General features: G+C 69.5%; 11 protein-coding genes. 5 read left to right on the top strand and 6 right to left on the bottom strand.

What is annotated here, in order from left to right; all coding sequences use genetic code 11:
- Window positions 1–23 precede the first annotated feature (23 nt).
- A complete protein-coding gene (locus ACFFRH_RS32985) occupies window positions 24–221 on the bottom strand; it encodes a hypothetical protein (protein WP_344743616.1) in 198 nt (65 codons plus the stop codon).
- Window positions 222–367: 146 nt separating this feature from the next.
- Window positions 368–1597 carry a GNAT family N-acetyltransferase gene (locus ACFFRH_RS32980; protein WP_344743618.1) on the bottom strand — a complete coding sequence of 410 codons (1230 nt, stop codon included), beginning with the start codon at window positions 1595–1597 and terminating at the stop codon, window positions 368–370.
- Between the two features lie 119 nt (window positions 1598–1716).
- Here ACFFRH_RS32980 and ACFFRH_RS32975 point away from each other — a divergent pair, with 119 nt between their 5' ends.
- Entirely contained in the window at window positions 1717–2832 is a 1116-nt protein-coding gene (locus ACFFRH_RS32975) for a PP2C family protein-serine/threonine phosphatase (protein WP_344743619.1), read from the top strand.
- Window positions 2833–3083: 251 nt separating this feature from the next.
- On the opposite strand, the gene ACFFRH_RS32970 is transcribed toward ACFFRH_RS32975, so the two are convergent.
- Window positions 3084–3689 (bottom strand): LuxR C-terminal-related transcriptional regulator, encoded by a 606-nt coding sequence (locus ACFFRH_RS32970; protein ID WP_344743620.1) that lies wholly within the window; start codon window positions 3687–3689, stop codon window positions 3084–3086.
- Window positions 3690–3901: 212 nt separating this feature from the next.
- On the opposite strand from ACFFRH_RS32970, the gene ACFFRH_RS32965 reads away from it, so the two are divergent.
- Both ACFFRH_RS32965 and ACFFRH_RS32960 read left to right on the top strand, forming a co-directional pair.
- Window positions 3902–5209 (top strand): M50 family metallopeptidase, encoded by a 1308-nt coding sequence (locus ACFFRH_RS32965; protein WP_344743621.1) that lies wholly within the window; start codon window positions 3902–3904, stop codon window positions 5207–5209.
- Window positions 5210–5339: 130 nt separating this feature from the next.
- A complete protein-coding gene (locus ACFFRH_RS32960) occupies window positions 5340–5861 on the top strand; it encodes a MarR family winged helix-turn-helix transcriptional regulator (RefSeq protein ID WP_386161296.1) in 522 nt (173 codons plus the stop codon).
- Window positions 5862–6080: 219 nt separating this feature from the next.
- On the opposite strand, the gene ACFFRH_RS32955 is transcribed toward ACFFRH_RS32960, so the two are convergent.
- Window positions 6081–6587, bottom strand: coding sequence for a DinB family protein (locus ACFFRH_RS32955; protein WP_344743623.1), 507 nt, complete (start codon window positions 6585–6587; stop codon window positions 6081–6083).
- Window positions 6588–7339: 752 nt separating this feature from the next.
- On the opposite strand from ACFFRH_RS32955, the gene ACFFRH_RS32950 reads away from it, so the two are divergent.
- A complete protein-coding gene (locus ACFFRH_RS32950) occupies window positions 7340–8458 on the top strand; it encodes an FAD-dependent oxidoreductase (protein ID WP_386161294.1) in 1119 nt (372 codons plus the stop codon).
- A 178-nt stretch (window positions 8459–8636) separates the two neighbouring features.
- Complete coding sequence (locus tag ACFFRH_RS32945) at window positions 8637–9344, top strand: L,D-transpeptidase family protein (protein ID WP_386161292.1); 708 nt, start codon at window positions 8637–8639, stop codon at window positions 9342–9344.
- 390 nt (window positions 9345–9734) lie between these two features.
- On the opposite strand, the gene ACFFRH_RS32940 is transcribed toward ACFFRH_RS32945, so the two are convergent.
- Together ACFFRH_RS32940 and ACFFRH_RS32935 are read right to left on the bottom strand one after the other, a co-directional pair.
- Complete coding sequence (locus ACFFRH_RS32940) at window positions 9735–12899, bottom strand: caspase, EACC1-associated type (RefSeq protein ID WP_386161290.1); 3165 nt, start codon at window positions 12897–12899, stop codon at window positions 9735–9737.
- A gap of 496 nt (window positions 12900–13395) precedes the next feature.
- A complete protein-coding gene (locus ACFFRH_RS32935) occupies window positions 13396–13779 on the bottom strand; it encodes an effector-associated constant component EACC1 (protein WP_344749071.1) in 384 nt (127 codons plus the stop codon).
- Between the last annotated feature and the right edge of the window lie 30 nt (window positions 13780–13809).

Genomic DNA, 13809 nt, shown 5'->3' with positions numbered 1-13809 from the left:
CCCCTGTCGGTGGCTGTCAGTGGCTATCGGTGGCGCTCGCGGGGCGGAGCCTCCCCGCGTGGCGGCTCCTTGCGGACGCCGCCGCGCGCGGGCTCCTTGCGGGGCGTCTCGTCGCGCAGGGGGCGGCGGTCCGCGGCCTCCTGCTGTTCCCGCGACGGGCGTGAGACGTCTCGCGCCCGCATCGCGGTGATCGCGGTGATCTGCAAGCTCTGCAGTGCCATACCGGCCACCATAACCCGGCCTCGCCCGCCCCGGCCCGAACGGTTCCGGCCCGAACGGTTCCGGCTCTGACGGTTCCGACCTGAACGGCTCCGGCCGCCCGCGGTGGCCGGGGCGGCCGTCGTCGCCGTCGTCATGGGAAGGGCCGTCAGAAGACCAGGCCGGCCCAGGGGGCGGGGTCCCACGACATGGCCGTGGACAGCTCCCGCAGGGCTCCCGCACGCGACTCGCGTACCACCCCCGCGGCCAGCAGCGCCGCCAGCGGCCGCCCGCCCAGGTAGGCGGCGCCCAGCACGGAGACGGGCAGGGTCAGGTCGGCGGGGTCGTCGCAGGGCGCGCAGCGGGCGCCGGAGGTGTCGGCCGTCAGCCGCCAGCGGCGCGCGTTCCACGGGCACACGGTGTCCTCGACCTCGATCACCACGTCCACCGGCGCGCTGTAGCGGCGGGCGGTGAGGGCCCGGTCGACGTCCACGACGCGGACCCACAGGTCGTCCAGCCAGAGCGCGTGGAGGTGGCGAGGCTCGGCGAGCAGGTGGATCAGCGGGTCGTCCGAGGGGCGGCTCTGGGCGAGCACGTGTGAGACCAGGTCGCGGTCCAGGACGTGCCGCCACAGCAGCGCGTAGGCGGCGGGGTCGAGGCCGAACAGCTCCTTGAGCCGCAGCTCGCCGGTGGGAAGGTCGTGGTCGTCGAAGGAGGCCTTGATCCGGAAGAGGGCGTAGCCGCGCGGGCCGCCGTCGTCCTCGGCGACCACGGCGCGCAGCGGACCGGCGCCGCCCTGGTCGGACTCCTGGTCGGTCAGCACCCCGTCCCAGCGCGCGGGCGTGCGGGCGTACAGTCCCGGACGCCGCTCGAACACCGACTCGTAGATCTTCTCGAAGGTGGACCTCGCCTCCGCGGGCCTGACGACGCGCAGCCGCAGGGCGGGGTCGGCGGGGGCGTGCCGGGTGAAGGCCGCGTTCGCCGTGGGGATCCGGAAGACCATGCAGTCCGCGGCCCTGCCGTAGCCGTAACGGCCGTAGATCGCGGCCTCGGCCGCGTAGAGCGCGGCGACGGCCTCACCCCGCTCGTGGAGGTCGGACAGCTGGCGGGTCATCAGCGAGGAGAGGATGCCCCGGCGGCGGTGCGAGGGCAGCACGCCGACCGCGGTGACACCGCCGACCGGGATCGGCCCGCCGGGCACGGTCATGCTGAAGCTGTACGTCGCGGCGGTGCCCACCAGCAGGTCGCCGTCGAACACGCCGAGCGAGCGGTCGAACTCGATGTTGCGCCTGAAGATCTCCTGCCGGTGCTCCGGGGTGGCGGTGCCGAACGCCTCCTCGTCCACGGTGTTCCAAGCGGACCATTCGGCTTCGCCGATCGGACGTAGGCTGAGAGTCATCTTCCAAACGGTAGTAGGGGACAAACGGCTCTGGCCATCTAATATCCCTGCTTAATGATCAAGGCGTTGGTCAAGTGGGCTGCCCAAAGGGGGGCTGGCCAGATACAGTCGAGCGCATCATGAGTTCCCGTCCGGTGCCGCTGCTCCCTCCGGCGCTCCGCGCGTTCCTGGTCCGCATCCCTCTTCTCGTCCCCGTCGTGCGTTTCCTGCGGCGCGGCCCCCTGGCGCGCGACCGGAACCTGCTCATCACCCTGATCCTGCTCACCCTCCTGATCGGCGGGCTGGCCGCCAGGGTGTCCATGGAGTGGTTCTCCCCGGCGCTCATGATCCCGGTCACCCTCGTGGCGGGGCTCCAGCTCAGGCTGAACAGTCTCGCCAAGCTGCTGTGCGCGGTCGCGGTCTCCCTGGTCTACGTGGCCGTGGTGCGCGGGGTGGGATACATCGGTCCCGGCCTGCTGGTCACCTTCGGCTTCACCGCGGTGCTGGCCGCGCTGATGGCACGCACCCGCGGCAAGCTCGGCGTGCAGGGCCTGCGGGGCGACGCGATGCTGCTGGAGTTGCGCGACCGTCTCAAGAGCCAGAGCGACCTGCCCCCGCTGTCCAAGGAGTGGGGCTCCAAGGTGGTTCTCAAGCAGGCCGGGGGCTCCTCCTTCGGCGGCGACTTCCTGGTCTCCATGCGCGAGGGCGACACGCTGGAGCTCGCCCTGGTCGACGTGTCGGGCAAGGGGGTCGACGCGGGCACCCGGGCGCTGCTGCTGTCGGGCACCTTCGGCGGGCTGCTCGGCTCGGTCGCCGACTTCCTGCCCGCCTGCAACACCTACCTGCACCGCCAGCGCGAGGCCGAGGGCTTCGTCACGGCGGTCCATCTCCGGCTCAACCTCGTGACGGGCGAGTACGTCATCACCTCGGCCGGTCACCCCCCGGTGGTCAAGTTCGAGTCGGGCACCGGGACGTGGCGGGTCTCCACGGCGAAGGGGGTCGTCCTCGGCGTCGTGCCCGACCTGCACTGCGAGGCCGACCAGGGGATGCTGCGCAAGGGCGACGCGCTCATGCTCTACACCGACGGCCTGATCGAGCAGCCGGGGCGCGACATCGACGCCGGTCTCGACCGGCTGCTGGGAGAGGCCGAGCGCCTGATGCCCTCGGGGTTCCGTGACGGCGCCCGCAACCTGGTCGCCTCCATGTCGTCGGGCCACAACGACGACTGCGCCCTCATCCTCATCTGGCGCCCCTGAAATCGTTCGCCTCTGGAATCGGGCGTCCCTGGAATCGGGCGTCCCCGACATCCGGTACCCCCGGAAGGCGTTGAGGAAGGCGCGCTTCCCCGCGGGCGCTCTCCGTGCGCGGCTCTGCCCGGACGACGCCTCTCGAACGGCGCGCCCTCGTGGGCGGCGCGTCTCCCGGGGCGGGGGCCCGGGGAGCCGGTTCCCGGGGGTGCGGCTTCCCGGGAACCCCGGCTCCCCGGGAAGGAGGAATCAGGGAGGGCTCAGAGCCACCCGGAGTCGTCGGCGATGCGTACGGCGTCGAGACGATTGCGCGCCTGGGTCTTGCACATGATCCGCGACAGGTGGTTGCGGACCGTTCCCACGGAGAGGAAGAGCTGGTCGGCGATCTCGTTGGACCTGGCCCCCTGCGCGACCAGCCGGAGCACGTCGAGCTCCCTGCGGGTCAGGGGATTCTCCGCCGACCTCAGGGCCGCCACCGCGAGCTCGGAGTCGACCGCGCGCCGGCCGGCCGCCACCTGGCGTACGCCGTGGGCCAGTTGCTCGGGGCCGACCTCCAGGCTCATGAACCCGAGCGCGTGGGCGGCGAAGGCCCGGCGGACCTGGCCGGGGCTGGGGTCGCGCGCCAGCAGGAGGACCCGGCAGGCGGGAGCCTCCTCGTGCAGCCGGATCGCGGTGGTGAAACCGCAGACGTCCGGCAGGTCGAGATCGATGACCGCCGTCCTCGGGGCGTGCCGCAGGACGGCGGGAAGCACGTCCTGCCCGGCGGCCACGTCGGCCACCACCCTCATGTCGCTCTCGTTGTCCAGCGTCGCCACCAGCCCGCGCCGGACCAGGGGAAGATGCTCGGCAACCAGGATCCCGATCAAAACGCTCCTCTCTCTCGCCCTCACCCTCACCAAAGAGTGTTCGTGCGATCGCTGAATGTCAACGGAGTGTGTCCAATCGGCAAAGGGCTCCCAAACCACCCGATCGGGAGAACGGCCGGGAACGCCGCTTTTCGCGGCGGCATGGAGGCCGGATACTTGGGCTAACCTCTTATGGGGCATTGTCGGTGAAACCGCGATGGGAGTATGAACCTGTGAGCTGGCTCTCCGTGGTCGGGGTCATCGTCTTTCTCGTGGGACTGATGGTGTCGATCGGGTTGCACGAGATCGGCCACCTGGTGCCGGCCAAGCTGTTCGGCGTCAAGGTCACCCAGTACATGGTCGGGTTCGGCCCGACCATGTGGTCGCGCCGCAAGGGTGAGACCGAGTACGGCATCAAGTGGCTCCCGCTCGGCGGCTACATCCGCATGATCGGCATGCTGCCGCCCCGGCCCACCGACGCCCCCGGCAAGGTGCGCTCGGTCTCCACGGGCCCCTGGCAGGGCCTGATCGAGAACGCGCGCGACGTGGCCCTGGAGGACGTCCGGCCGGGCGACGAGGACCGGGTGTTCTACCGCAAGCCCTGGTGGCAGAAGGTCATCATCATGTCCGGCGGCCCGGCGATGAACTTCGTGCTCGCCTTCATCCTGTTCGGCGTCGTGCTCATGGGGTTCGGCGTCCCCACCCAGAAGACCGAGATCGCCTCGATCCCGCAGTGCGTGAAGACCGCCGCCGACTACGCCAAGAACCCCGAGTGCACCGCGGCCGACAAGCCCAGCCCGGCCAGCGTGGCGGGGCTGCGGCCGGGAGACGTCATCGTGTCCGTGGCGGGCAGGCCCGCCACGAGCTGGGACGTCGCGACGCGGGCCATCCGCGACCACGGCGCGGGCCCGATCGCGATCGGCATCAGGCGGGCCGGTCAGGAGCTGACCGTCAACGCCGGCCTCATCGCCCAGGACCGCGAGTCGCTGGACGAGCCGGGCAAGATCGAAAAGGGTGTCGGGTATCTCGGGGTGAGCCCGAAGATCGTCATCGAGCAGCAGAGCCTCGGCGCGGTGGCCGCGCACATGGGGGATCTCACCTCGGCCACCGCCGCCTCGCTGCTCAGGTTCCCCGAGAAGATGGTGGGCGTCTGGCACGCCGCCTTCTCCGGGGACGAGCGCGACCGGAACGGCCCGATCGGTGTCATCGGCGTCAGCCGCATCGGCGGTGAGATCGCCGCCGCCGCGATCCCGCTGGAAAACAAGATCGTCGTCTTCATCAACCTGCTGGCGGGCTTCAACCTGGCGATCGGCCTGTTCAACCTGATCCCGCTGCTCCCCCTGGACGGCGGCCACGTCGCGGGCGGCCTGTGGGAGGGGATCAAGCGCGGCTTCGCCCGCGTCGCCCGCCGCCCCGCCCCGGGACACGTCGACATCGCCAAGGCGCTCCCGCTCACCTACGCGATCGCCTTCCTGATGATCATCATGGCGGGCCTGCTGATGTACGCCGACCTGGTCAACCCGGTCCGCCTGTCCGGCTGACCGTACCGTCCCCCTCCCGGTGTCCCGTACGGCCGCCGTACCGTACGAGCCGCGGTGCCCGCGGACGTGCGGGCAGGGAGCCGGGGCCGGGGAAGGCGGCACATGCGCCCGCAGGGGTTAGGGTGACGCCGTGAACGAGGGAACGCCTGGAGCGGTGATCGACGTGGCCCTGTTCCGGCTGCGCCGGATCTGGTCGCGGCCACTGCGCGCGCGCAGGGCCGGGGAGCCGCAGCGGCCGGTGCACATGTCGAACGTGATGGTCGTGCACGCCGTGCACAAGCTGAGCCTGGACGTGGCCGAGGTGACCGTGGGCGCCGTCGCCGAGCAACTGGGCGTCGATCCCTCCACGGCCAGCAGGCTGGTCAACGACGCGGTCGGCGCGCGGTTCGTGGAGCGCGAGGAGTCGGCCGTGGACGCCAGGCGGGCCCGGCTCGTGCTGAGCGAGCGGGGCCGCCGCGTGCTGGAGGTGGTGGTCCGCCACCGGCGCACCTACCTGGACGGCCTGATGGCCGACTGGGACGAGCCGGACCGCGAGGTCTTCGCCCGGCTTCTCGACCGTTTCGCCGAGGCCGCCATCGCCCGCCCGGCGAACCTGGCCAACCTCGACCGGATGATCGCCGAGACGCTCGTGGAGACCTCCGCCCCGGGCTGACCCGCCCTCCGGCTCCGGCGCGACCGGCCCGTCCTCCACGGGCCTCGTCGGCTCCTCGCGGGCTCCCCGCGTGGTTCCGCTCAGGTGGAGGCGCACATCGTCCGTTCGCCCAGGTGGTGGAGGTGTGCGTCGCCTGCCACCCCGGTGGAGGTGTGCGTCGTCTGGTTCGCGCCGGTGGGGGTACGTGTCCCTGAGGAGGCGTGTGTCCCGCCGTCGGCGCTACTCGCCGGCGACCCCGTCGATCCGCTGGCGGATGATGTCGGCGTGGCCGTTGTGCCGGGCGTACTCCTCGATCATGTGGACGAGGATCCAGCGCAGTGAGACGTCGTGGTCGTGGCGCTGTGCCTTTCCCACGGTGTCCATGGGCAGACCGGCGGACACCTCGCGCGCGTGCTCGACCTCGCCTCGCCAGCGGGCGAACGCCTGCTCCGTCGTGCTCGTCTCCAGGGTGTCGAAGTCGCCGTCGGGATCGTCGTCGGAGTAGTAGAACGGGGCGACGCCCTCGCCGTTGAGGACGTTGCGGAACCAGTTGCGCTCCACCTCGGCCATGTGGCGGACCAGGCCCAGCAGGGAGAGCGTGGACGGCTCGGCGGAGCGCAGGCGAAGCTGCTCGTCCGAGAGCCCGGCACACTTCACCGCCAGAGTTTCCCGGTGCCAGTCCAGCCAGGAGTGCAGCATGGTGCTCTCGTCGGCGATGAAGGCGGGGTCAACGCGTGTGTCGGTCATGACGCAATCCTGTCGGCGCGCGGGACCGCTGTCACACCCTTTTCCCCGTACGACCGGGACGTTTTCCTCCCGTACGGCCGGGAAGCCCCCGGCTGTTTCCGCCCGGTGGTCGTGGTCGACCGGCGTCCGGTCCGCGCCGACGGGGCGCCGATCGACGTGGCCGGTCGGCGCTTCGTCCGCCATCGGCGAGAGAGCCCCGGCCCGGGTGAAGGTTCGCGCCTCGTCCCGGTCGCCGGGGTGCCGGGGCACGTGCGCATCGGTATATGTCAGCACCAACCAACGTTCAGTCACCACGTTCTACGACAAGTGCGACTCGGCCGTCTACCTGCCACCAACAATCCCACCGAGGGCATATAGGCGAGTCCGCAGAGTAAAGCAGGCAATTCAGCCCGCGATGCCCCCGGGCGGCCCGTTGTGATGAGCCGGGCTCGACTAAGGAGGTGTCAATATTCGCCCGGGTCGATCGGTGGATTGGTGATGAAAATCTGGCACGCGATCAAAAGTTTGTCATCGGATGATTCAGGTAGAGTGCGGCTTTTCCCCGTTCGATCCAGCTTGTTTCCTCGGTCGGTAATGATTTCCCATCGGCCCGCGGCAGATCCTCTCTCATGTCGTGTTCGCCGCCATTCCGGGATTCGCCGGTATCCCCATTTACTGTGGAGGGGTTTCGGTGTTCGTCGTGACGGCCTCCCGCGGCCGGTCGCGCCGGAAAGTGGTCGAGCTGGATGGATCCGGAAAGAAGGCGTTCCCAGGTGCGCGCGAATTCACAGAAGATACTTGTCGTCGGGGCCGGGGTGAGCGGGTTGACCACCGCGTTGTGCCTGGCCAGGGAGGGGTTTCGCGTCACCGTCGTCGCGGAGAGATTCGCGCCCGACATCGTCTCGGTCGTCGCGGGCGCGCTGTGGGAGTGGCCACCGGCGGTGTGCGGTTACCACCACGACCAGATCTCTCTCGCCCGCTCCAAGAACTGGTGCGTCACCTCGTACGAGATGTTCGAGAAACTGGCCCGGGCGAAGGTTCCCGGGGTGGCCATGCGTAGGTCCAACTTCTATTTCAAGCACCCCGTCGAGGAGAGCCCGCACGATCTTCACAAGATGCGGGAGCTCGCCGGGAAGGTGCGCGGCTTCGTCCGCGACCGGTCGCTCGCCGAACGCAACGGCGTCAGCCCCGGCTACGGAGTGGTCGACGCGTACTCGCACATGGCGCCCATGATCGACACCGATCAGTACATGGCGTGGCTGATGCGGCAGGTCAAGATCCACGGTGTGCGGGTCGAGCGGTACCGGGTCGAGGGACTGCTCGCCGATCGCAGGGCGGAGCTCCTCGACCGCTACGGCGCCGAGGTGATCGTCTGCTGCGCGGGTCTCGGCACCGCCGGGCTCCGCGGCATCGGCATGTACCCGCTGCGCGGCGCGCTGGTGCGGGTCCGCAACGACGGGCTGCGTGGCCGCCGGATCCGCGAGGCCCACTGCGTCTCCCACGACGAGCAGAACGAGGACGAGCAGGACATCGTCTTCATCGTGCCGCGCAATCCGAGACTCCTCGTTCTCGGGGGACTGGCCGAGAAGGACGAGTGGGACACCGGAATCAACCTGGAGAACCACGGGCCCGTACGGGAGATGTACGAGCGGTGCCTGGCCTTCATGCCCGCGCTGCGGCACGCCAGGCTGGATCCCGACGAGCCGGTACGGGTGGGGCTGCGGCCGTTCCGGAACGAGAACGTCTGCCTTGAGTGGGACGACGAGGAAAAGGTCGTCTACAACTTCGCGCACGGCGGAGCCGGATTCAGCTTTTCCTGGGGATGCGCCCAGGAGGCCGTCGGCCTGGTGCGCGCGGCGATAGAGGATCGCGCGTACTCGTATTCCTTCTAACGGATTTCTCCCGAGAGCGGATAGGCGTTAAAAAATGCGGAGAACCATCACGTGCTTCCTGATCGCGAACTCGGCCCTCGCGCTCACCGCGTGCCTGCCATTCGGTGTCGCGAACACCGGTGTCGTGTCGTCGCGGCATTCCGGGACGCCCGTTCCCCTTCCTCGTGAGCGCCCTTCCGTGCCTCGTGCCGAGCACACCCCGCTGTCACGGTTCCCCCTTCTTCGCCCCGGCGACAGGGGAGCCCAGGTCCAGGAGGTCCACCGGCGCCTCGACCGGCTGGGATTCGGGCCGGGAGAGGACCGCGACGAGTATCACCCCGCGCTGCGCGCGGCCGTGTGGGCCTTCCAGAAGGCGAACGGGCTGCCTCCCGCCGACCAGATCGACTCGCGGACCTGGCGGGCGCTCTCCCGCCCGGCGCGCCTCAAACCGCTGGTGTCGTACGGGGAGCCCACGAGGGTGGAGATCGACCTGCGCCGCCAGCTGCTCACCGCGTGGAAGGACGGCAGGCCCGAGCTGGTCTCCCACATCTCGACCGGCAACGGCGAGCACTACTGCAAGAAGGGCCACTGCGGGGTCGCCGTCACGCCCACCGGGGACTTCCGCGCCTGGTACCGGACGCCCGGATGGACCAGCGGGCCGCTGGGCGACCAGTTCTACACCATCTATTTCAACGGGGGCATCGGCTTCCACGGCTCGGAGCGGGTCCCGCGGCATCCCGCGTCCCACGGGTGCATCCGGGTCCCGCTCCACAACGCCAAGGCGCTCTACGACATGACCCCGACGGGAACCCCGGTCTATGTCCGCCGCCCGGAGGCTCCCAGCCAGCCCGCCCGCGCCACGTCTCCCGGTGGTTCAGGGTCCGGCGAGGTGGTTCCTGAGCGTTAGCGGGGAAGGTGTCGCGAGGAGGACGAGGAGGCCCGGGAAGAACACCGGCCAGGCTCCGCCACCCCGCACGGCGGCGGTGCCGAGGGCGGCGACCGCGCCAACCGCCCAGGCGACGAGGGCGATCACGGGGAGGCGCATGGTGTTCCGCGTTTGCGAGCATCTCGCGTCACTCGCCGCTGTCTTCGGTCTGACCGGGTAGTGGCCAGGGTCTCGGCAAGCCGGACGGTCGCGTGCGGAGCGCCGGCACGCCGGCCCCGGCCGTACCTTTGTCATGACGGCCGCCGCGGCGGTGGGCGTAGCAGCCGGTCGGTGGTCTGCCGGAACCCGGGCCGGGGGAGGCTCAGGACGTTGTCGCGGGATTTCCTCAGGTCCGACGGGGAGCAGACGCTTTCAATGATTGGTGCCGCTTGGACACACCCGTCTGAAAGCGTCATCAACTCCGATGTACACCACCCACTCGTCCGAGGTGAGGGTGCGAGAGGTCTGGGCGCACACACTCCCGAGGAGATCGGCGGGCAACGAAGTGGCCCAGACCTGGAGTAGGTCACCGCTGCCGGAGATGATCGTGGGTTCGCCGTCGAACCTCCCTGGCGTCACCGCCTCAACCCAGTCGGCCGTGTCCATCGCGTGCAGCCGTCGCCCACCGGCGGCGTCCCAGATCTCGACCTTGCCGCGGCCGCTGGCGTCGCCGCCGCCGGAGATGATCACGGGTCTGCCGTTGAACCGTCCTGTCGTCACCGCGGACACCGAGCCGGTCGCGTCCATCGCGTGCAGGCGTTTCCCGTCGGTGGCGTCCCAGATCTCGACCTCGCCGCCGCTGCCGGAGATGATCGCGGGTTTGCCGTTGAACTGTCCCATCGCCACCGTGGACACCCCGCCGGCCGTTTTCATCGCGTGCAGGCGTTTCCCGTCGGCGGCGTCCCAGATCTCCAGCTCAGCGGGATCGTCGTCGCCACTGGAGCCGCCGGAGATGATGGCGGGTCTGCCGTTGAACTGTCCCATCGCCACCGCATACACCGAGTCGAGCGTTTTCGTCGTGTGCAGGCGTTTCCCACCGGCGGCGTCCCAGATCACCACCTTGCCGCGGCCGCTGTCGCTGAAGTTTCCGCCGGAGATGATCACGGGTCTGCCGTTGAACCGCCCCATGGCCACCGAGGACACCGAACTGATCACGGTGGACAGCAGGCTCCGATGAGGATCGGCCCAGGCTCTGGCCAGGCTGTGTTCAGCCTCGGGTGTCTCGCTCAACGTGAACGCCGCCGCCGCGAGAAGTCTGGAAAGTTCAGGGTCGGCATCAGCCGACTCCAGGCTGCGAGCGGCGACCTTCTGCGAGAGGACGGCCAGCCGCTGGCGTTCGGCGTCGTCGGCGACGTTCAGGGCGTTCAGGGCGACACCGATCGAGGCGAGCAACGCCAGGGTCAAGGACGCGGCCACGATGCCGATGCCCCGTCGTCTGGCCCGCTTCGCCCGTTCCCGGACCTGGACACTGGTACGGAGAAAACGTGCGGAGCGCTCGGAGAGGGGCGGGAATCCGGCCGGATCCGCTTCCCATCGCATCCGTGCTTCCTCGGCAGCGGCCAGGCGGGTTCCGCCGTACAGGTAGGACGGATCCTCCTGATGGTCGGCCCAGTTCCGAGCCTGGCGATCGAGCTGCTGGCGGGCCAGCAAGGTGGCCCGGTTGACATTGATCCACTCGCGTAGCCGGGGCCAGGCGCGGATCAACGCCTCGTGACTGATCTCGATGGCGTCCGCGTCCACGGTGAGCAGGCGCGCTCCGACAAAACGGTCCAGCGCCCGCCACGTCTCATCACGCTCGTCGGCGATCGGCAACAGGTCTTCGAGGGGGACTCTGATGCGGGTGTCGTCGGCGCCTTCGCCCAGCTGTACCAATCGAGGCAGTAGCTGATGAATGGCCCGCTGGCCGGGTAAGTCCAGTCCGGCCAGGGTCGCGTCGGCGGTCTTGGCCAGCGCCCGGCTGACACCCCCGGTCGCCAGGTAACCGCCCACGGTCAGCATGCCGCCCTCCCGGCGTTGCCAGGTGGCCAGCAGCACGTGCGACAGCAAGGGCAACACGTTGCCGGGACCACCGGCGCCCAGGTCGACGCCGACGTCCTCCAGCAACAGATCGACCAGGGCGGGTTGGACGGCGAGTCCCGCCACCCGAGCGGGTTCCTCGATGGCCGTGCGTAACTGCGCCACGGTCATCGGTGTGACGACCACCGGCCGTTCCAGACCGGCTGCCAGCTCGGGGTAACCGACGCACCTGCCGAAGAAGTCGGCGCGGACACCGATGACCACTACCGCGACGGCGCACGCCGCGTGCAACACGGCGAGAAAAGCGCGACGCTGCGACTCGTCCTTGCATTGGGTGAACAGTTCCTCGAACTGATCCACGATGAGAACCGGCTGACCCGGCCTGTCAAGCAGGCTTCGCAGACGATCGGGGTCGGTCATGAGGGTTTCCCTCAGCTCACCGGGCAGGGAGCCGGCCAGGGCCGCGAACCGGTCGGCCAGCACGCCGACCGGATCCTGGCCAGGGGTGAACATCACCACTCCGGTGCCGGGGGCACGTTCCAGAGCGGGAATCAGCCCGGCCCGCAACAGGGAGGATTTCCCAGCCCCGGACGGGCCGACCACCACCAAAAGCTCCCGGCGGGCCAACTGGCCGGCGACTCGATCTATCAGCTGACCGGTCAGTTCGGTCCGGCCGAAGAAGACATCGGCGTCCTGCGGGCCGAACGAGGCCAGCCCGGGATAAGGGCTGACCTCCCCAACCTGCTCACCGGCCTCGCCGGAACGGGCCGGGTTGATGGTCAGACGCTGTTGATCACCGAATCCGGAGGCTTGCCGACGTGGCGCGGGCAGGCCCTGCTGGCTCAAGGTACGCGACAGCGATCTGTAGACGTCGTCGACGGTCAGATACGGCCCGGCCCCTGGGTCCCCACCGGCCAGCACAGTGATCGGCGCCCCGGAGAAGGCGGTGTGCCGCTCACCGTCCAACGCCCATGCCGTCTCGTTCCGTCCCACCGCGGCCAGGACATAGCTGCCGTGCCGGGTGGCGGCGAACACCTGGTCCATGCCCGGCTGAATCACCGTTTGCGCCCGTCCGGAGAAACAGCAGTCCAACACGATCAGCACGAGCCGCGCGCGGCACCTCGACAGCACGTCACCGATCGTGGAGTAGGGCAGCGCCTGATGACTGGCGATCCCCTGGGTCAGGTCCACGGTCGAGCGGGTGCCCAGGTGCAGTTCTCCACGCGGGCTGACCAGACCGTGGCCCACGTAGTAGAACATCAGGACGTCGTCGGCCTGGTCGACGACCTCGACCAGTGCGGAGCCGAACTCCTGGGGATCCTTCGGGTTCGTCAGCATGGTCAGGTGGGCCGGATCGAGGTGGGCCCGCTCTATCAGGCAGCGACCCAGGTCGGCGACCGTTCGTTCGACCGCGGGCACGGCCTGCAGCCGCGATCCGGCCACATGGGCACCCGATCCGACCAGCAGCACCCGGGCGCCCGGCCGGGCCAGCATCAGGCCGTGCGGCTCATCGGCTCTCATCTCGAGCCCCGGTAGCGTCCACGACCCGCGCGAGTTGAACGGCCAAGGGAACTCCTCCGTCAACGGCCCCGCACCATGTGTGGACGCTTCGTCCACTCATAACAGATGTTTGGCATCTAATCCGAATTTACTGCGGCCGGTATATGAAATGTGCTATCCGAGATAACAAAAGGCCAACTCGGCAAGGCGCGGCAATGGTCCGAATATCGATTTTCGGATAACGCGATAGTGGGCGAGATCGCTGGGCGTCACGGCGGGCCGAGGATCACCGGGCTGGTCTCGGTGATGAGGTCTTCGGGCGGCGCGGGCCGGCATCGCGTACGTTCGGGCTGATGCTTGATCAAGGCGGTGAGTTCATAGACGCCGCGGACGGCGAGATCGAGCGGGTCGCCGTGTCGTTGAAGGAGAGGCCCACAGCCGGATCGAGCTTAATTGCCCGCAGCGGGAGTCGCCGGCCCGGCGGCCAATCCCGGCGCGTATGGAAGCCGGTGGTGGCTCACCCGTCTTCGCGGAGACCATCGGTGTTGTTGAGCACCTCGGCCAGATGGGTGGTCAGCGCGCGGGCCTGCGCCAGATCCAGGGACTTGACGCCCTTGGCGCTCACCTCCGCCACCGCCTCGCCGCGGGTGAGCTTCACCGTCACCTCACCGCCGCGGTTTCCCAGCCAGGCGATCACCACTCCGGCCAGGGTGGCCAGCGCGCCCCCGGCGCCGAAGGCGACCTGCAGCATCTCCGGAACCGGGCCGAGCGCCCCGGCGGTCGGCTCGGCCTCGACCAGGCCCACCCGCCCGCGTAACTCCGGCTCCTCCGCCAGCCAGGACCGCAAATCACGCAACTCGTCCGCTGCCTCACTCGCTGCGACGGTGATCAAGATCTCCATTGGGCTCCCACTGGCCAGGAATTCACGACA

This window comes from Streptosporangium vulgare (assembly GCF_042428775.1).
Classification (GTDB): Bacteria; Actinomycetota; Actinomycetes; order Streptosporangiales; family Streptosporangiaceae; genus Streptosporangium; species Streptosporangium vulgare.
The sequence above is the reverse complement of the archived record's forward strand: the minus strand, read 5'-3'. Positions and strand labels throughout refer to the sequence as shown.